The organism is Paenibacillus sp. A3 (assembly GCF_001399685.1).
Taxonomy (GTDB): domain Bacteria; phylum Bacillota; class Bacilli; order Paenibacillales; family NBRC-103111; genus Paenibacillus_G.
In genome coordinates this window covers 48,075-69,478 of the sequence record NZ_JTHN01000005.1, presented here as the reverse complement: position 1 = coordinate 69,478, position 21,404 = coordinate 48,075, and the positions used below count along the sequence as shown (strand labels likewise).

Below are 21,404 nucleotides of genomic sequence, written 5' to 3'. Positions count from 1 at the left end.
GTTAGCGTACGGAGTCCGCTGCGAGAGTTTCGCCCCGAACAATAGCCTGCAAGACGAGCCGGATCAAATGAACATTATGCTCAATATTGGCAGGTTCAAAAATGTCAAGGTGACCGCCAGCCAGTTCGTAGTCCACGACCTGCCTTGTCGTGGCCTCCTTCCAATCCTCCGCTCTGGCGTTTTTCATTTCCGCAACGAAGGCGTGCAGGTTAGCCTCCACCGCTCCCTCATTGACCAGTTGAACGCTATAGGCGGCATAGGCCAAAATTTTAGCTCTTGCCTTCTCCCGATCTGCGCGGTTTGCCAAAAAAGACGCGTCCCGTTCGGCGACGATTCGGAGCATGTCATCGACTCCCCGTTCCAGCTCTTCGTCGGATAGCTTTTTCATCGTTCTGTCCCGTCTGTCGGCATCGATCAACAAAATATCCGATACCGCATGTCCCCTGCGCTCCATCGCCTTGGCGACCTCGTGGGCCAAACTGCCGCCGAGTGAGTAGCCTAACAGCACATAAGGCGCTTCGTGCTGAACGCTCACAATCGCATCGACGTACCGGTTTAACATCTCCTCGTAATCGCGCCAACCTTCGATGAAATCGAAAGCGTAGACGACATATTGATCTTCCAGCATTCTGGCCATTTCGGCATACACGAGCCCGTAGCCTGCCGAAGGAGGGAAGCAGAAAACGTTCATTCGTCCCCGCTCGTTCAGCTTCATCGGCCCGTCGCTGTCATCCAGGTCAAGCCCGGATGAGAGCAGCGCCGCCATTTCTTCAATCGTAGACGCATCAATGACGGCACGCAGAGACAGCTCTGCCCCCATGGCGGCATTGACCTTTTCGGTCAGCTGCATTGCTTTGATCGAATGGCCCCCGGCTTCGAAGAAATGGTCCTTCACCCCGATGCGCGGGGCTCCAAGCACCTCTTGCCACAGCTCCGCCAGCTTCGCTTCAATCGGCGTTCGCGGTGCCACGTACTCCGCTAAAGTGTTCGCGGCGCCTTCTGTGGAAAGCGAATGCACGTTCACTCCTTGCGGCAGGTTCGCCGCCGTACCTCCCAAGCCAGCCTGCATTTGTTCCTGTTCGGCAGGAGATAGCAGTTGAAGCTCCTGTACCTGTACGCCGGGATTCACAACGAGTTGTTCCACGATCCGCAGCCAGTGTGCCTGCAAGCGCTCCATCGCTTCACGTTCATATATCTGGGCATTGTAATCGCATCGGATGCGCATGTCATCGCCCATTTGCATGATGATAGTCAGATCATAGCTCGTCTGTCCCTCGGTCCGGAACCCGGTCATTTCCAGCCCTGCCGCCTTGACCGCCGGTTCGACCGCGACCGAAGGCGGACTATCGGTTTCGAACACGAGAAGGTGGTTTATCAGCTCCCGTTTTGGAGCGCTAAGCGCTTGGATTTCATACAGTGGATACATAGCGTACTTTTCGGATGCGGCCGCCTGTTCCTCAATGCTCCGCATGACGTCTGCCACCGTTGTCCCGCCCCGGCTGCGGATACGGACCGGGATCATATTGCCGCACACCCCGATCATCCTTTCTATGTCCGGCACAGGCGTCGGTCTGACGGGCACGACGGTTCCAAACACAACGTCGTCCGTGCCGTTATAGGCTTGCAGCAGCAGCCCCCACGCTGTTTGGAGCAGCGTATTTACCGTCACCTGATGCCGCTTCGCCGTATCGCGCAGTTCCCGGGTCAGCCGTTTCCCTAGGCTTCTTGTCAGCCGCTCGGCTTCATAGCCTGCCGCCCGCTGCTCCTGAGCTTCGACCCGCGGCAGCACGGCTTGATGATTGTACCCCGCTAAATAATGACTCCAGTAGGCGGATGCCGCTGCAAAATCCTGCCCCTCCAGCCACTCGATATACCGTCCGTAAGGCGTGACCGGGCCAAGCTCTGGCCGGGTTTTCTTCCGATAGGCAGAGTACGCGGCGAACACCTCTTCGATGATCCACGCCATATCCCGACCATCCAGTACGATCTGGTGGAAGCTCCACAAGAAACGGTACGTTTCGTCGCCGGTTCGCAGAATCGACACGCGCAGTAACGCTTCTTCGCTCATCCCGAAGCCGCGGGCCTTGTCCGCCTTCGCGATCGTTTCGATATGTGCCTCTTGCTTGCTCCCACCCAGTCTCCTCACGTCTTCGTAAACAAAATCGGCCGGTTTGCTGCGGAACACCACCTGCAAAGGCTGGCCGTTCCATCCGCTATAGAAGTTTGTCCGCAGCGCGTCATGCCGCTGCACGACGGCGTCCAAACTTTGTTTGAACGCCCGGATATCCAAGCTTCCACGCACGGTAAACGCCGTTTGCCCCAAGTACGCCTCGGATTCCGGGTCCAGCAGCCGGTGGTACAGTATCCCTTGCTGCATGGGCGTTAACGGATATACGCTCTCGATCTCGCCGATCTGCCGCATCCGTTCCGTCACGGCAAGCCCTTTGAAAACGACATCGCTTGGCGTCAGCTCCGGCCGTTCTTTCGCCGCGCAGTGCGCAAGGATGTCATGAAGGCTGGTATGAAGCAACCCGGCCAGCCGCTCCATCGTTTCCCGCCGGTACTGCTTGCCGCTGTAGCCGACCGTAAGCGCCAGTTCTCCGCCTGCGATACTGCCGCTAATATAGAGCGCATAGGACCTGGCGGTTTGCCCGCTGATCTCTGCGCCGTAGGCATAAGGCGATACTTGCAGAGCATTATGGGTTAAATCCTGATCGAACTGGCCCAAATAGTTGAATCTGATTTCCGGCTTGGCCGCGAACCGAACGTTCTCGGACGTTTCGGACAAGTAGTTCAGTAGGCCGTAGCCGATTCCTTTGTTCGGGATTTGACGCAAGCTGTCTTTTACCCGTTTGATCCGGTAAGCGAGCGTATCGGAAGCGCCTAAACCGCCGCCCGTTCCCATCTCCAGCACCACGGGATACTCGCTCGTAAACCAGCCAACGGTACGCGTGATGTCGATATCCGGCAGGATGGATTCTCTTCCATGTCCTTCTACGTTAATCCATACCCGCTCGACTCCCGTCCAGCGGTACACCGCCATCCCCAGCGCGGTCAGCAGCAGGTCGTTGATGTCCGTGTTATAGGCCCGGTGCGCCCGCTTTAGCAGCAGCTCCGTTTCCTCCCGCGTCCACTGCACCGTCACCGTTTCGCTATCCCGCATCAGCCCGTACACTTGTTCCTGCCCGGCTTGTGCAAAATCTCGCGGGAGCGGCTCGCATTCAAGCTGATCGAGCTGCTGCCAGTACGTTCGCTCCGCTTCTATCGCAGGACTGTTCGCATAGCCCGCCAGCTTCTCGGCCCACGTCCGAAACGCATCCGTCTTGTCCGGCAGCCGGACCGTCTGTCCGTTCACGGCTTGCTCATAGCCGGAGGCCAAATCTTCCAACAAAATACGCCACGATACCCCGTCGACAACCAAATGGTGAATGACAATCAGCAGATGGTCCCCGTCCGCGCAGCGGAACAGCCCCAGCTTCATAAGCGGTCCCGTATCGAGTTCGATGCCGCTTTGGATTTCATTCGCTTTCGCTTCGATCGCTTGAGCGGCGTTTTCGGCTGCCGTCCGAAAGTCCATGATTTCCAAACGGTACAGCTCGCCCTCGTCGATGCCGCGAGTCCAAGCCGCATAGCCGCCTTCCGTCCGCCGGAATACCGTGCGCAGCGCGTCGTGATGCTCCGCCAGTTTCCGCACCGTCTTCCGAAGCGCCGCTTCGTCGTAGCCTTGCTCCCGGTACAGCATGATCGCTTGGTTATAGTGGTGCGGCGCAGCATCGTTTTGCCGGAAAAACCATGTTTGAATCGGCGTCAGCCGCACCCAGCCCTTCGCTTCTCCCTGATCCGCCGTCCGGGTAATCGGCCTGACATGCGCGCTCAGCTCCGCAATCGAAGGGTGTGCGAACAAATGTCTCATTTCCATCTTATACCCGGCTTGATGCAGCTTTGCCGACACTTGAATTGCTTTGATCGAATCGCCTCCGAGCGCAAAGAAACGGTCCTTCACCCCGACCTTCCCGATCCCGAGCACCGCCTGCCAGACGGAAGCCAACGCTTGCTCTACGGCCGTGCGCGGAGCGACATAGTCCGTGCCCGCAGCCATGCTTTCCTTCGGAGCAGGCAGCGCTTTGCGGTCCACCTTCCCGTTTGGCGTCAGCGGCAGCTGCGGCAGCTGCACGAAATACGATGGAATCATGTACTCGGGCAGCGTTTGCGATAATGCCTTCCTTAGTTCGACTATCGCCAACTCCCGGTCCGCCACCACATACGCGCACAACTGCTTCTGTCCGGCTTCGTCTTCCCGAGCGATGACGACCGCTTCGTGCACGGATTCCGTTTTTCGCATCTGCGCTTCCACCTCGCCCAGCTCGATCCGGTAGCCGCGGATTTTTACCTGATGGTCGATCCGTCCCAAGTATTCAATCGTGCCATCCGGCAGCCAACGGGCCAAATCGCCTGTCTTGTACATTCGCTCCCCGGCCGCGTACGGATTCGGCATAAATTTCTCCGCCGTCAGCTCCGGATGCCGGTTGTATCCGCGCGCGACACCGGCACCGCCGATATAGATCTCGCCTGCCACGCCAACCGGCAGCAGCCGCTGTTGGGCGTCCAAAATCCATACGGTTTGGTTCGGCATCGGCCGCCCGATCGGCACCGTATCCAATGCGGCCACACGCTCCGGCTCCACTTCGAAAATCGTGGAATCTACCGTACATTCCGTCGGTCCGTATACGTTCGTCAGGTTCACTTGCTCGCCGAACGTTGCCCATACCGACCGAACCGCTTTCGTCGTCAACGCTTCTCCCCCGACAACGAAATGTTTTACGCCCATTTCACCTCCGAAGGCTGGAGCGCTTTGCACCAAAATCGATAGAAACGTCGGGGTCGCATCCGTTACATCGATCGCATGATTGCGGAAAAACTTCAGCAGCTTTTCCCCGTCCAGACGGGTTTCTTCCGGCACGATATGCAAGGTAAGCCCGAACAAAAGCGCCCCATAGATCGGTTTAACCGACATGTCGAATACGTATGGCGCCAATTGGGCCATATTCCGGTATTCCGGATGCGCCGCATAAATCGGCTCGAACAAACTAAAAGTCAAGTTCACGACGCTGCGCTGCTCGATCATGACCCCTTTCGGCTTGCCGGTCGTACCCGACGTATAGATCAAGTAAGCCAGGTGGTTTGCCGTAGATACCGGCTCCAGATTCAAGCCGTTTTCCGGCGGGCCCGCATACAACGCGGAGTCGTCCAGATTCAGCACTTGACCGGCAAAGCCCGCTTTAGCGGCCCATCGGGTTTGCGTCAGCAAGATGTCGGTCCCGCTGTCCTCCAGAACGAAACGAATCCGGTCCGCCGGATATCGCGGATCGATCGGCACATAAGCCCCGCCGGCCTTTAAAACCGCCAGCATACCGATAATCATTTCCAGCGAGCGCTCGACCAGCATCGCTACCGGCTGATCCGCTGTGACGCCGTGCGCCCGCAGCACCCGGGCCACCCGATTGGCCCTCTCGTTCAGCTCACCGTAAGTCAACTGCTCGCCTTCAAAAACAACCGCCACGCGATCCTTCGTGCGTGCCGCCTGCTCTTCAAACGCCGCATACAGCGTTTTGTTCTGCGGGTAACGATCCTCCGCCGTGGCATTGAACGTTTCGTGAATCTGTACGATTTCCGCGGCCGTGATCATTTCCAGATCCGCCAGCTGCGCTTGCGGGCTGTCTGCAATGGCCTCAACCAGCCGCACGAAGTGATTCGCCATCCGCTCGATCGTCTCCCGCTTATAAAGCGAGCTTGCATATCTCAGGCTGCATTTCAGTTCCTCCCCGACTTGGGACGCATGAAGCGCCAAATCAAATTTCACGGCATCATGCCCGGACGGGTAAGGGACAACGGTCAAACCTTCGATGCTCAGTTCGCTTTGCTCCGTATTTTCCAGCGAGAACATCGTGTCGAACAGCGTGCTGCGGCTCATATCGCGCCTCACGTTCAGCTTCTCCACCAGCTCTTCGAACGGGTAGTCCTGATGCTCGTACGCTTTGAGCGCATGCTCCCTGATTTCCTGCAGGTAATCGAGGAAAGTCTTGGCGCCCGACGGATAGCTGCGCAGCGCCAGCGTGTTCACGAACATCCCGATCATCGGCTCCAGATCCGGATGCAGTCGGCCGGCAACCGGCGTTCCTACGACGAGGTCTTCCTGTCCCGTATATTTATGCAGCAGTGTCATGTACACTGTCAACAGTACCATGTATAACGTCGAGCCCGTTTGCGCCGCGATTTGTCTGAGACGCTCGCTCTCGGCTTGCCCGATAGTAAACGTTACGGTGTCGCCTTCGAAGCTGCGGACCGCCGGACGCGCGTAATCCGTCGGCATATCCAGCACAGGGAGTTCGCCCTGAAAAACATTCAGCCAGTACGCCTCCTGCCTGGTAGTCCGCTGCCCGGACAACTCCGCCCGCTGCCATGCCGCGTAGTCCTTGTATTGGATGCGCAGCGGCGGCAGCGCCTCCCCGCCGTATAACCGGCCGAACTCATTGACCAAAATACCCATCGACACGCCATCCGAGACGATATGGTGCATATCGAACAGCAGCAGATGACGCTCCGCCTCCTGATCCACACCAGGCTTGTCCGGATGCAACCGGATCAGGCCCACGCGCAATAGCGGCGGCTGCCGCAAATCAAACGACCGGACGAAGCTGCGGATGCGTTCCAGCGTATCCGATTCCCCGCCGCTGCTCTTGGCGTAGTCCACGGCAAACTTCACTTCGGATTCGGGGTATACCCGCTGGAACGGTTCGCCGTCCACCAGCTCAAAGCCGGTCCGCAGCGTCTCGTGACGCCGGATGAGCCCGCGGAACGCCTCCTCAAACCGTTTCCGGTCCAGCGCGCCTTCTAACAATATTACCCCCGGCATGTTGTAGCTCGTTTCCCCGCCTTCGAACTGCTGCAAGACGTACAGCCGCTTTTGTGCCGAAGATACGGGATAATGCGGCTGCACGGGCGAAACCGGTATGGCTGCAAAGGTGTGCTGCTGAAGCCCTGCGATCACAACGGCGAGCTGTTCGATGGTCGGAGCGGCGAACACCTCCTGCAGCGGCACATTCACATGCATTTCTTTTTGAATATGGGCCGCCAGCCTCATCGCTCGAAGCGAATGACCCCCAAGCTCGAAGAAGTTATCCCTGATCCCGACGCTCGGCACCCCAAGCACCTCTTGCCATAGCTCCGCCAGCTTCGCTTCCACCGCCGTCCGCGGAGCAGCGTACTCTGCGCCTGTCGGCACGATACTCTCCGGCGCAGGCAGCGCTTGGCGGTCGATTTTGCCGTTCGGCGTCAGCGGCATCTCCTCAAGCTGAACAAAAAATGACGGCACCATATAGCCCGGAAGCTCCCGCGCCAGCTCGCTGCGCAGCGCGCCGGCCGCCTGCTCCCCATCAGCGGTAAAATAGGCGCACAAATACGTTTGCCCGGTTTCGTCCGCTCGCGCCAGAACGATCGCCTCTTGTACCGCTGTCACCTTCAGCAGCTGCGCTTCAATCTCGCCGAGCTCGATGCGATAGCCGCGGATTTTGACCTGATGATCGATCCGGCCCAAATATTCGATGCTGCCGTCCGGCAGCCAGCGGGCCAAATCGCCCGTCCGGTACATCCGCCGTTCGGGGGCGAACGGAACCGGCATGAATTTGTCCGCCGTCAGGTCGGGGCGGTTCAGATAGCCTCTGGCCAATCCGATGCCGGCGACACAAAGCTCTCCGGCCACGCCGATCGGAGTAAGCGCATTATGGGCACTCAGAATAAAGACCTGATGATTTGGAATCGGTCGGCCGATGGGAACCGTCTTTTCCATTGCAGCATGGTCTGTATAAGACCACGCAGTCGAACAAATCGAATCCTCGGTTGGACCGTAGTTGTTAAAATAGCGAACGTGATCCTTCCACTGCTGAACAAGCTCGCCGGAGGATGCGGAACCCGCCGTAATGAGCGTCTTCAATTCGGGCATATGCTCGGGATTCAAGTAAACGGCATAGGTCGGAGGCAAAGTTGCGACCGTTATCCCATGATCGCGGACATATTGCTCGAACAAACGGTAATCCGCTATGACGGAAGCATCAGGCACATACAGCGCCGCTCCGGTCAGCAAGCTCATAATCAACTCCGAGCACCAAGCATCAAACGAAAAGCTCGCAAACTGTACGACGCGATCCCGCTCGCTAATTTGCAAAGTGTGTTCGCAAAACAGCTTAAAGTTGCATACGCCTTGATGCTCAACCATCACACCTTTCGGCTTGCCGGTCGTACCTGACGTATAGATGACATAAGACAGCTGATTCGGACCGACAGCCACTCCGGGACTGGACCCGTCGCCGCTATAGCTGCGCTCGTCGTCCAGCAGGAGCAGCTCGCCGCCGAACGCCGTGCGATCCCCCAAATGCGATTGCGTCAGCAGCAACCGTGCGCCGGAATCGCCGAGCATGTAGCGGATGCGTTCCTCCGGGTATTCGGGATCGACCGGGACGTAAGCACCGCCCGCTTTCATGACGCCGAGTACCGCGGTAACCATGTCCAGCGACCGCTCAGTCATAATGGCAACCAATTGCTCGGCCTCCACCCCTTTGGCCAAAAGCGTACGCGCCAGCCGGTTCGCCCGCTCGTCCAGCTCCCGGTACGTAAGCTGCCGGTCTTCAAACACAACCGCAATCCGGTCCGGTGTCAGCGCCGCCTGCCGTTCGAACAGTCCGTGGATCGTCATGTCCTCAGGGTACGGCAGCGCAGTTTCGTTGAACGCCTCCAAAATTTGCGTCCGCTCTTGGGCGGTAAGGATGTTCATGAACGACAGCTTCGCTTCGGGAGTCTGGATCATTTCTTCGATCAGCTGAATAAAATGCTGCGCCATGCGCAAGATCGTTTCCCGTTTGAACAGACGGTCGCCATATTCGATGCTGAACGCAATGCCGCCCGCTTCCTCGGCAGCGGTAAAGGTCAAATCGAACTTCACGATAGGATGCACGCTCTCGTGCGGACTTACGCGCAGCGATGTAAACCCGGGCGCGACCGTCTCCGTATTTTGCAGAACGAACATCGTATCGAACACCGGATTGCGTCTCATGTCCCGCTTCACGTTCAGCTTCTCCACCAGCGTTTCGAACGGATAGTCCTGATTCTCGTACGCTCGCAGCGCCAGCTCCTTCACTTCCTGCAAGTAGTTCAGGAACGTCTTCTCTCCCGCCGGGCAGCTTCGCAGCGCCATCGTTCCCGCAAACATTCCGATCATCGGCTGCAAGTCGGCATGCGGTCTGCCTGCGATCGGCGTTCCGACGATAATATCCTCCTGTCCGCTGTATTTGGACAACAGCGTCGTATAGGCGGCGAGCAGCACCATAAACAAGGTAGCTCCCGCCTGCGAGCCGAGCCGCTTCAACCCGTCCATCTGCCGCGAATCGATCGCAAAGGACAGCGTACCGCCGGAAAAGCTGCGGGCAGGCGGTCTCGCATAATCGGTCGGCATATCGAGAATCGGAAGCTCCCCGCCCAATTGTTCCAGCCAATACGCTTCCTGCTTGCTCAACCGTTCGCTGTCGCTGTCCGCCTGCTGCCACGCCGCATAATCCCTGTATTGAAGGCGCAGCGCCGGCAGCTCCTGCCCTTCGTACAGTTGAGCCAGCTCTTCCAGCAGGATGTTCATCGACACCCCGTCGGAGATCAGATGGTGCATATCAAACAGCAGCTGGTGGCGCTGCGGCGCTTCTTCCACCAAAGCTGCCCGCAGGAGCGGCGCCTTCCCCAGATCAAACGGCCGGATGAAGCCGGCCATTGCCGCTTTGGCCTCCCCTTCTCCGCTTACCCGGATGCGCTCCAGCGTAAAATCCGCGGTCTCCGCAATGCGCTGAACCGGCTCGCCGTCCGCTGCCAGCTCGAAGGAGGTGCGCAGCGTGGCATGGCGACGGAGCAGCCCGCGAAACGCCGATTCAAGCCGCGCCGCATCCAGCTCACCTTCCATCAGAAGTTCGCCCGGCATGTTGTAGCTGGTCGCCGCTCCTTCCAGTTGACTCAAAATGTACAACCGTTTTTGCGCCGAGGAAAGCGGATACGTGTCCTGCTGCCCGGCGACGGGAATGTCGCCATAAGGGCTAGGCTGCAACCGCTCAATCGCCTGCGCCATCAGCTCAAGCGTCGGGTGCTGAAACATTTGCCGCAGCGACAGCGATACGTTCAGCGACTGGTGAATTTTCGCGCCCAGCGTGGTCGCCCGCAGCGAGTGGCCGCCGAGATCGAAAAAGTTGTCCTTGACGCCAACGGCGGCGGACAGGCCGAGCACCTCTTTCCACAGCTCCGACAGCTTCGCCTCTACCGGTGTGCGCGGAGCGACGTATTCCGCGTCCGTAACAAGTCCAACCTCCGGCGCCGGCAGCGCTTTGCGGTCGACTTTGCCGTTGGGCGATAGCGGAAGCACCGCCATGACAACGATAGCCGTCGGCACCATGTAGTCCGGCAGCTTGCGGCGCAGCTCGCTGCGCCATAGCGCCGTGAACCCGCTGTCCGACGCCGCCTCCTCTTCCGGCACGGCATAGGCGACGAGCCGGACGTCCCCCGGCCTGTCCTCCCGGGTCATTACGAACGCATCTTTGACGCCTCCGCATTCCCGCAGCGCCGCTTCAATTTCGCCCGGCTCGATCCGGTAGCCCCGCAGTTTGACCTGATGGTCGATCCGGCCCAAATACTCGATCGTTCCGTCCGGCAAATACCGCGCCAGATCCCCAGTGCGGTACAAGACCGGCGCCAGCTCGTCTCCGTACGGGTTCGCCACGAATTTGTCCGCCGTCAGCTCCGCGTCGCCGACATAGCCGCCGCCGACCTGCACCCCCGCGATGCACAGCTCGCCCGGCAGCCCCATCGGCTGCAAGCCCAGCTCCCGGTTCAAAATATACACGCGCGTGCCAGCCACCGGGCGGCCGATCGGCACCGGCTTACCGATCAGGGACGACATGTTCGTCAAACGGCCATACACCGTCACATCCGTACATTCCGTCGGACCGTACGTATTGACCACCTCGGCCCGGCTCGCTTCCGACGCCGTCCATGCCGTGAGGCGGTCGGCCGCAATCGGCTCTCCTCCGAGGAAGACGTGCCGCAGCGTCGCGAGCGGACCGTATCCCGCTGACGCGGTGATGTCCAGCAGCGGATAAAACGCGCTCGGCGTCCCGTTCAAGAGCGTAATCCCATGCCGCTCGATCAGCGCCACCACTTCAGCGGCATCATACGGACCGGACGGCAGCAGGACTAATTGGCCTCCAGTCACGAGCGGGGCGAAAATGTTCTTTTGCGTCAAGTCAAAGCTGGGCGACGAGATCATCAGCACCCGGTCCTCTTCCGTCATGCCAAATTCGCAGGTGTACCATTGCAGCAGATTTTCGAAGCCGGACCGGTAGACGCTCGCCCCTTTCGGCGTCCCGGTGGAGCCGGAAGTGTAGATCACATACATCAAATGCCCGGCCCCCGTCTTGCTGTCCGGATTATGCTCGGGCCCCGCTTCTAGTCCCGCCGTCCCGTCATCAAGGCATACGACCGCCATATCAGGCCGTACCGTGAGCCCTTCCGCCCACGCAAGCTTCGTTACAAGCGCCTGCACTCCCGCGCGCTCCGTCATGTAGCCAAGCCGCTCCGGCGGCAACGCGGGGTCCAGAGGCACATAAGCGCCGCCGGCTTTCAGCACGGCGAGCAACCCCGCTACCAGCTCCGGGCTGCGGTCCAGGCAGACGCCGACCGGCGTATCCGGCCCGACGCCGAGCGTTTGCAGCCGATGCGCCAACCGGTTGGCTTGGCGATTCAACTCCCCGTACGAAATCGTCTGCCCGCCGAACACAAGCGCCGTCCGCTCCGGCGTCCGGGCCGCCTGCCGCTCGAACCGCTCGCAGATCGTCCCTACCGTCGGGTACGGCAGCGCCGTCTCGCCGGAAACGCGCTCTAGCTGCCGCTTTTCCGCTTCCGTCAGCATATCGATTTCGGAAAGCCGCAGCCCTTGCCCGGCAACGACGCCCTCCAGCACACGGACGTAATGCTCCGCCATCCGCCGGATCGTTTCCGATGTGAACAGCTTCGTCGCATATTCCCAGGTGCAGGAAAGTCCTGCCTTGTCCGCCGTTACGCTTAAGGAAAAGTCAAATTTCGACACGCCCGGGTTGAGCTCTTCCGATTCGAACGTCAGCCCGCCGGCTTCGAGCGTGTGCACCGCTTCGTTTTGCAGCATAAACATCGTGTCGAAAATCGGGTTGCGGCTCAAATCCCGCACGAGTTCGAGCTTCTCCATCAGCTCGTCAAACGGATAGTCCTGATGCTCGAAGGCGAGCAGCGCCTGCCGCTTGACGTCCTGCAAAAATTCATCGAACGTTAGTTCCCGTCTTGGTCGATTCCGCATAGCGAGCGTACCGACGAACATCCCTATAACGTCTTCCGTGTCCGCATGTCTTCTGCCGGATACCGGTGTCCCGACGATGATATCGTCTTGTCCCGAATAGTTGGCGAGCAGGACATTATACGCCGCCAGCAGCACCATATACAGCGTCGTTCCCGACTCCTGCGCCAGCTTGTACAGCGATGCCGTCAGCTCGGGGTCCAGCTTCAGAGAGAAGGTGTCTCCTTCGAAGCTTTGCAGCTGCGGGCGCGGATAATCGATCGGCATGTTCAGCACCGGAAGCTCGCCGCCAAGCTCGCTTAACCAATATGCTTCCTGCTGCTGAAAGACGCCTTCGGCGATCCGGTTCTGCTGCCAGACGGCAAAGTCCTTGTAATGCACGTTTCTTGGCGCCAGCTGCCTTCCCTGGTACGTTTGCAGCAGCTCGTCCAGCAGCACGGCCATCGAAAATCCGTCAGCCACGGCATGATGCATATCGACCAAAAGCGTAAAGCGGTCGACCGCAAATTGCAGCAGCTCGGCGCGGAACAGCGGAGCCAGGCCGAGATCGAACGGCCGGACAAACCGCGCTCGCGCTTCGTCCGCCTCTTCCTCGCTAATGCACGTCACCTCGACGTTCAATACGGCGTCCGGGCTGATTTTCTGAATGATCTCGCCATCCTCCAGCGCAAAATAAGTGCGCAGCGACTCGTGCCTCCCGAATACTTCCCGGAGCGCTTCGATCAAACGCGCCGTATCCAGCTTCCCTTCGATCTTAAGCTGCCCGGAAATGTTATATGTCGTGCTGTCGCCTTGCTGATGCAGCACGTACATGCGCTTTTGCGATGACGATACGGGGTACGCCTCCCGGCGCTCCACCGGCACAATCGGCGCGTAGGCGCCCTTTTCCCCGCCCCGGATATATTGGGCGAGCTCGTCAATGGTTTGAAGCTCGAACAGGTGACCGAGCGGAATATGCACATGGAATTCCTTATTCACTCTCGACAAAATCACCGTTGCTTTCAGGGAGTCCCCGCCCAGCTGGAAAAAGTTATCGCGACGGCCCACGTTCGCCGCCCCAAGCACTTCCTTCCAGATGCGGACCAGCGTCTCCTCCGTCTCGTCTCCGCCATGAACATCGGAGGTTGCGGCAAAGCCGCCTCCTTCTCCGGGCTCCGGCAGCTGCGGCCAGTCCGTCTCTCCGCTTGGCGTTAGCGGGAGGCCCGCCATCTTGATCACGTAGCGGGGCTGCATGTAATCCGGGAGCGCTGCGCTCATCGCTTGCTTGAGCTCGGACTCCTCCCAAGGATGTGACGGATCGGCAACGATGTATGCGGTCAGATCGGCAGCGGTGTCCGTGTCTGCTTCTGAGCGAACGGTAAAGGCGCATGCGTGAAGACCGAACGTACGACGTACGTGCTCCTCCAGTTGCTGGAGGTTGACCTGATGTCCGCGAAGCCGGACAAAACGGGACGTTTTTCCGACAGGCGTCAGCTTGCCGTCTTCCGCACAATGCACCCATTCTCCGGTGCGAAGTAAGGAGTCCCGGGAATTCCGGGAACTCCCGTCCGTAGGCCGATCGATGTACAGCTCCCCCATCGTTCCTGACGGAACCGGCTGGTGGTATGCATCCAGCACGCAAGGATAGCTGCCTTCCGCATCGGCAAGGGCCGCCCAAGCCGCCCATTTTTGCGCGATTTCACCGGCGCTCAACAAGGCAAGCCCGGAAATGCGAAACGTCTGCTCTCGAGCGATCGAATGCAGCAAATGCACATAATACCGCGCCCATGTCCGGATCGTTTCGGCCGAGAACAAATCGGCGCTGTAATCGAAATCGAGCCGCAGCTCGCTTCCGATCTCGATCGCATTCAGGAAAAGCTCGTATTTGCTGTACGAAATCGGGTTCGGCAGCAGCTCGGCATCCAGCCCGTGGAAGCGGAGCCTCGGCAGACGGTCCATATTGAAGACGGCCGTGATCGCCGGCAGATGCCCGAGCCCCCTTTCCGCCAAGGCGGCAAAGCTGTAAGGCTGAAACGGTTCGATCTCGTTCATTCCGCTCTTGACGGCTTGTGTATATTCGGCAAACGTAAGCTCCGGCTTGACCTCGCTCGCGACCGGCAGCAGATTGACGCAGTTGCCGATGAGCGAGAAAGCCTCCATCTGTGCTTGTCCGGCTGTCGGTATGCCCACCGTGATCTGCTGCAGCCCGGTCAGCCGGTGCAAAAACAGTTGGAACGCGGACAGCAGCGTCACGAACAAGCTGCTGCCCAGCCGGATGCTGGCCGCTTTCAGCTCCTTCGCAAGCCGGCTGTCCAGCATAACCGTATGCCGGCCTCCACGGGAGGTCGGAACCGACGTTCCCCGCGTGAGCGACGGCAGCTCCAGCACCGGGAGCCGCCTGTCGGACAAAGCCGCCCAGTACGCTGCGGCTTCCCGGCTTTCCGGCTGGTCAAGCTTATTCCGCTGCCAAGCGGCATAGTCCCGGAAAGCGACCGGGTCAGGGAGCGCCCAGCTCTCCTGTCGTACGAGCGCGGAGTATATACGCTCCAGCTCTTGGATGAACACGCCCATGGACCAGCCGTCGGCGATCAAATGATGAAACGTAAACAGCGCGACGTGCTCGTCCCCGGATTTTTTCAGCAGGCCGATGCGAAACAATGGCTCGACCGCCGACATGCCGAACGGAGCGTCCGCATTCCGGTCCAGCCATTCGCGCTGGCGCTGCTCTTGCACGTCGGCGGCGCAGTCGCTTACATCGAGCAGCGGAATGCGGATCGTCATCTCGGGTGCGACAACCTGCGTCTCCCCGTCTCCCCTCATATAGGTGCGCAGCGCTTCGTGCCGCCGGACGACGGCGTTGACCGCTTCGCTCCACGCTTCGATGCGCAGAGGCCCGCACAGCCGAAGCAGCGCGGTCTCGTGCAGCGATTGCGCTTCGCTCCGGCCGGACATCGAGGCAAACCACAGCTGCTTCTGCTCCGGCGTCAAGGAAATAACCGCATCAGACCCTTTATCCCCCGATTCCGGTGCAGGCAGGGACCTTTTCCCCGGACCGCCCCCGTCCGGAGGCACATCCGGCAAGAAGCCGCCGTCGCGCAGCTCCCGGATGCTGTCTTTCACCGCCTGAATGATCCGGCGGATATCCGATTCCGTATGGGCCGTCGACAGGAAGCAGTTGCGACCCTCCCAGATATAGACTCCTTGATCGAGCATATGATAGAAGAACAGCTCCAAATCGCCTTTGAGCACGAAGCGGAGCAAGGAACCGAAGTGGACGACTTTCATCGGTACGTTGTCTTGGACAAAATACTCGTTCAGCTCCGCCGCCAAAGCTGTCGTTCTGGCGTTCAACTCGGCCTGCAGCTTCCCTCCGCTTTGTTCAAGCTTCTCCAGCACGGCCAGAGCGGCCGCCATCGCCAGCGGATGATGGCAGAAGGTGCCGGCAACGAACGTCCGGCGCTGCTCCTGCTGCGGATACGAATCGTCGCCGAAGCGCCAGATGCCGCCGTCGATCCCGTCCATGAACATCGCCTTCCCGCCCACGATGCCGATCGGCAAGCCGCCTCCGATGACTTTGCCGTAGGTCACAAGATCGGCTTGGATGCCGAACCACGCCTGTGCGCCTCCGGGATGCACGCGGAAGCCCGTAATCACCTCGTCGAAAATAAACGCGGTGCCCGATTGCGCCGTAATCCGGCGGACTTCCGTCAGAAACGCCTGCGGCTGGAAGTCGGGCCGCCGGCTTTGCACCGGTTCCACGAGCACGGCCGCCAGATCGTGCGCATGGGCGCGAAGGTAGGACAGCGCCTCTTCCGTGCCATAATTCAGCACGACTACATCGTCGACCATATGCTGCAGAATGCCCGGTGCCAATGGCACGGAGTGCTCTTGATCCGCTCCGGCGCTGCCGAGCGCCAGCACGCCGTCGAACGTGCCGTGATACGATCCGGCAAACAGCACGACCTTCGCCCGTCCGGTTGCCGCCCGGGCCAGACGCAGCGCCACCATCACGGCTTCCGTGCCGGTGTTGAACAGCGCGATGCGCTCTACTCCCGTCATTTTGCATATGCCTTCGGCTACCTGTCCGGCCAGATTGGACATCGGTCCTACGCACATGCCGTTTTGCAGCCCGGCTTCAATTTTTTCCCGGATAAAATCCGGATTGTGTCCGAACAAATTGACGCCGAAGCCCATGGTCAGATCGATATATTCATTGCCGTCCAGATCCCAGATTTTAGAGCCTTCAGCCCGTTCCGCCACGATCTGGTACACCATTTCCTTCAGCACCGGCCGGAAACCGGCCACATTGCGGTTGTTCGCATAGACGGGGCGGTATTTCTCCGTGTATTCCTTCGTCCGGCGGGTGCGGGCCGTATACCGTTCAATCAAATCGCGCAGATGCTTCTCTTGCCGGAACGGCAGCGATTCGCGCACTTTCACGTCGATCGTCTTGAAGGGCGTAAACGGCTTCGCCTCGGCGCTTTCCGGCTGGCGGACGGCGGAAACGCTCGATGCGGCCGCCACCTCCCTGCTTGCATCTGCATGAACGAGATTGTCCGGCCGGGAAACAACGCCGGGTGCAGGTAATGCGGCCTGCTCGCGCAGCACGGCCGGTGAAGGCCCCGGATGCAGCCTCAGCACGTCAAGCTGTTGGGACATCAGGCGGAGTTGCTGCTCCATGATGCGTTCCACTCCGGCAGAGGCGGCGTTTGCCGGAAGCGGCAGATCTCGATCCGCTGCAGCGAGAGGCGCCTCCCAATAGCCGGACGCAGATGCAGACGCAGGTGCCGATCCCTGGCTTGACGGTTGAGCAACCGGAGCCGGCTTGTTCCCCTCCTCCCGGACCTGCGGGGCAAGAGGCTGCGTCAGCGCCGTATGCTGCGCGATGTAATCCGTTAACAGCTCCAGATTCGTTAACGATTCGAAGAAGCTGTTCATCGGAATATCCAGCTCAAACGTATTTTTAATGCCGTGCTGCACCTGAGTTAAGACGATCGAGTCCAGTCCGAGCTCCAGAAAGTGCGTTTGCGGTTGAAGCTCGTCCATGTCCAACTGCGATACGTTACGGATCATCTGCATCAGGGAAATTCTGACCGATTGCCGATGGAGATCGGAAACGGCCTCTGTGCCGGAATGATCATTCATCGATTTAACACGCTCCTCTGCTTTATCTGCTATCGCAGCCGAGGCTGGCATCGTGTCGCTGCGCTCGAACCGTACTGCGGGCACATCGATCCAGCATCTTTTCAGCTCAAACGGGTACGTGGGCAGCGACACCCTCGGATAGCGCCGATCCGCGTACAGCGAGCTCCAGTCGATCTTCGCTCCCTGTACATACCGCAGCGCTACTTGAGCCACGCCCTCTTCCGTATCAATGCGCAAGAGCGCAGTCTCTCCGGACGGACTCTCAGCCGTTCCGCCGGCTCCGCTCCGATATACGCCTTCCTCCGCCAAGCCTTCGCTATGCAGCCGAATCACTTTCGCCCGCAGCTCGGCAGCTCCGGCATCGGTTACGGCAATCCGGTGCGTCAAGTGGCTCCGCCCCGTATTCGCCGTAAAGCATACGCTGCGCATATCCAGCTCCGGGCGGCGTTCGAACAGCTCCGCATACCGCCCGACCATCGTCCGCAGCGCGGTTTCGCTGCGCGCCGACAAGGTCAACAGCATCGGCCCGCTGTCGGATGGATTCGGCAGGACCGGCGCCGTATCGTCAGGAACATACTCTTCCAGCACCATATGACAGTTCGTCCCGCTGAATCCGAACGAGCTGATGCCGCATCTTCTCGGAATCCCGTCCGGCTGCCAATCCGCCAGCTCCGTGTTGGGGTAAACCGGCGATTCCTCGAAGCTGATCTTGCTATTGGGCTGACGGAAATGCACCAAGGGGGCAATTTGCCGATGCCGAAGCGACAGCACCGCTTTGATCAAACCGGCGATCCCCGCTGCTTCGTATAAATGCCCGATGTTTGTTTTCACCGTGCCGAGGGCGCAAAACTGCTTGCGCTGCGTTTGTTTGCGGAACGCTTTCGTCAAGCCGTCGATTTCGACGGGATCGCCCAGCTTTGTTCCCGTCCCGTGCGCTTCGATGTACGTGATCGTTTCCGGATCGACGCGCGCATTGCGCCAAGCCTGCGCAATCACTTCCGCTTGCGACGAGGCGTTCGGAGCTGAGATGCCGACCGTGCTTCCGTCCTGATTGATCGCACTCCCTTTAATAACGGCGACAATGTTGTCCCCGTCCTCCACGGCTTTGCGCAGAGGCTTCAGAAGCACGGCACCGACCCCCTCGCCCCAGCCCGTTCCGTCCGAATTGTCATCGAACGCTCTGGCACGGCCGTCGGAAGATTCCATGCCGATGCCCGCCTTGTGCGGCAGCAGAATGGTCTTGACGCCGCCCGCCAGCGCCATCTCGCAATCCCCGCCAAGAATCGCCTGGCAGGCGAGATGCACCGCGACGAGCGAAGACGAGCAGGCGGTGTCTACCGTGACCGCAGGCCCTTTCAAGTCAAGCAGGTACGCGATGCGGCTCGAGATGATCGACGGCAGGTTGCCGATTACAAAATGAGGCAGCGCTTCCGGCGCGACTTCCGTCAGCAGGCGCTCGTATTCGAAGCTCGTTTTGGAAAATCCGACGTATACGCCGACTTTTTTGCCGGACAACGAAGTTCCGCCGTATCCCGCGTCTTCGATGGCGCTCCACGCCGTCTGGAGAAAAAGACGCTGGTTCGGGTCCATCAGCGACGCTTCGCGTGGCGTCAGCCGGAAGAACGAATAGTCGAACGTATCGATCTCGTCCAAATAACCGCCCTCCACCGGTTGAAGATCCCGATCTCCGGTATGCAGATGGGCGATATAGGACTCGGCGTCCTTCGTTCTTTTTTCGTTAAAAGGTCCGATGCAGTCTTTGCCTTCCGCCAGATTCGCCCAGAATTGCTCCAGCGTATCCGCTTGGGGAAACTTGCCATCCATGCCGATAATCGCAATATCCCGGTCCCTTGGGTCTTCCGTCTCGGGTTCGCGATCTGCGGACGCTTCTTGCTCTCCTTCGGCGATATAGGCAGCCAGCTTCGCGATGGTCGGATACGAAAAGAAGTCGGTCACGGCGATGTTCACGCCGAGCTGGCTTTCCAGCTGCTCCGCCATTTGCGTCAGCTGCAGCGAATTCGCGCCGAGATCGAAGTAGCTTTCGTCGGTGCCGATGGCATCGGTCTGCAAAATTTGCCTGCAGATATCAAGCAGCTTTCGCTCGGCTTCGTTCTGCGGAATAGCGACGGGCCTCGCCTCTTTTTCCTTCCGCAGCAGCTCGGCCAACTGCTCCGAGAGCGGCTGGTACTGGCCGGCTTCGTACTCCTGTGACAGCTTGAAGCGCTGCACCTTGCCGCTCGTTGTTTTGGGGATACGCCGGATCGGCACAATATCGTGAAGGTCCCAGCCGCCCCGATAGTTCAGATGCTTCCTCAGCCGACGGGCGACCGGAACGAAATCCTCAACCTTCTTCGTATGCATCACAAAGACGACAATGCGGTCCTGCCGGGCCCCGGCATCATGAACGCCGCACACCGCCACCTTGCCAAGCTCCACACCGTCGACTTCTTCAGCGACCCGCTCGATATCGTGAGGATAAATGTTCTGTCCGTTCACAAAAATAATATCCTTCGCCCGTCCGGTGATGACGAGCCGCCCGCTGCGCATAAAGCCAAGATCGCCGGTTTTGAGCCAGTCGTCCGCCGTCTTCACTTTGGCCGTCGCCTGCGGGTTATTGTAATAGCTGGAAGTCACATTTTTTCCGCTGATTTGAATGTGCCCGATCACGTTGTCGGCCAGCACCGTATCGTCATCGTCGCAGATGCGGATATGACAGCTTGCGAGCGGATAGCCGACATCGACGAAGGTTACGCAGCGGTTGTTGGAAGGCTCGATGGGCACGACCGCTTCGCCGATGTTCAGCCGCTCCCGGTTCAAATGTACGGGAAGAGACATTTCTCCCAGCGGTGGATGGGAAACACCGACGCAGGCTTCCGCCATCCCGTAGACGCACAGCATCGCCGATCTCCGAAGCCCGTGTTTCTCCATCGCATCAAGGAACTGATCGCAAATCTCGGTAGAAATCGGCTCGGCGCCGTTGTATACGATTCGGATGTGCGACAAGTCCCAGTCTGCGGCTGTCTCCGGTTTATATTGGACCAAGAAAAATTTATAGCCGAAGTTCGGAGAGCAGATCTGGGTCACTCGGTGCTCGGACGCCTTTTTCAGCCACAAGGTCGGGCGCCGGATAAACAGCGCCGTCGGCATAATGTACTGATTGGCGTTGGCGATGACGCAGGTCAAGTGAAAAGCGATCAACCCCAAATCATGCGTCAAGGGCATCCAGCCGAGGTAGCTGTCACTCTCGTCCATGCGCGCTCCCGACGCACAATCGCGAATATTGTGGACCAGATTTTCATGTGTCAGCATAACCCCTTTCGGGTCACCGGTCGAACCGGAGGAGAACTGGATGAAGGCAAGCTGTTCCGGTTTAGCCGGGTAAATAATCCCTCTATTCTGAGAGGAAAAATCAAGTTTATCCGTAAATAAAACCGTTTGCTTCAGCGCTTCGAACGAATTTTGCAGTTCGTTTTCCCCGGCGTATTTCTCCAACTGGTCCAGCGCTTTGGCATCGCTCATCAGATAAGGACGGTTGAGCGTCCCCCATATTTTAAACAGCTTCATTTTGTGCTCGTCGTTGTTGCCTACCGTGACGGGCACCGGTATGATGCCTCCTAGCAGGCAGCCCCAGAACACGTTGAGAAACGTGCGGTTATCGTCGATTTGCATCAGCAATTCATCCCCGGGCTTCATGCCGCTGCTCTGCAGCTCGTGAAGCACGCAAAGCGCCCGGTCGAACAAGATTCCGTAAGACTCGTACTCCTCCTGCTGGTCTCCGGAAATGTAAGTGATGCCTCTTGTTGCCAGCCTGCTTCGGTCTTGCAGGACGTCGACTAACGTTAGAAACTGATTCATCGTATCCCTCCGCAAC

1 protein-coding gene is annotated in these 21,404 nt (G+C 59.2%); it reads right to left on the bottom strand.

Annotated features, from left to right (window positions below):
- Nucleotide 1: 1 nt before the first annotated feature.
- Complete coding sequence (locus tag QJ48_RS00275) at nucleotides 2-21,388, bottom strand: non-ribosomal peptide synthetase (protein WP_054971668.1); 21,387 nt, start codon at nucleotides 21,386-21,388, stop codon at nucleotides 2-4.
- Nucleotides 21,389-21,404: the final 16 nt, after the last annotated feature.

Excerpts from the sequence above, each read along its gene's own strand:
- QJ48_RS00275 (WP_054971668.1), bottom strand. The coding sequence starts at position 21,388 with ATGAATCAGTTTCTAACGTTAGTCGACGTCCTGCAAGACCGAAGCAGG.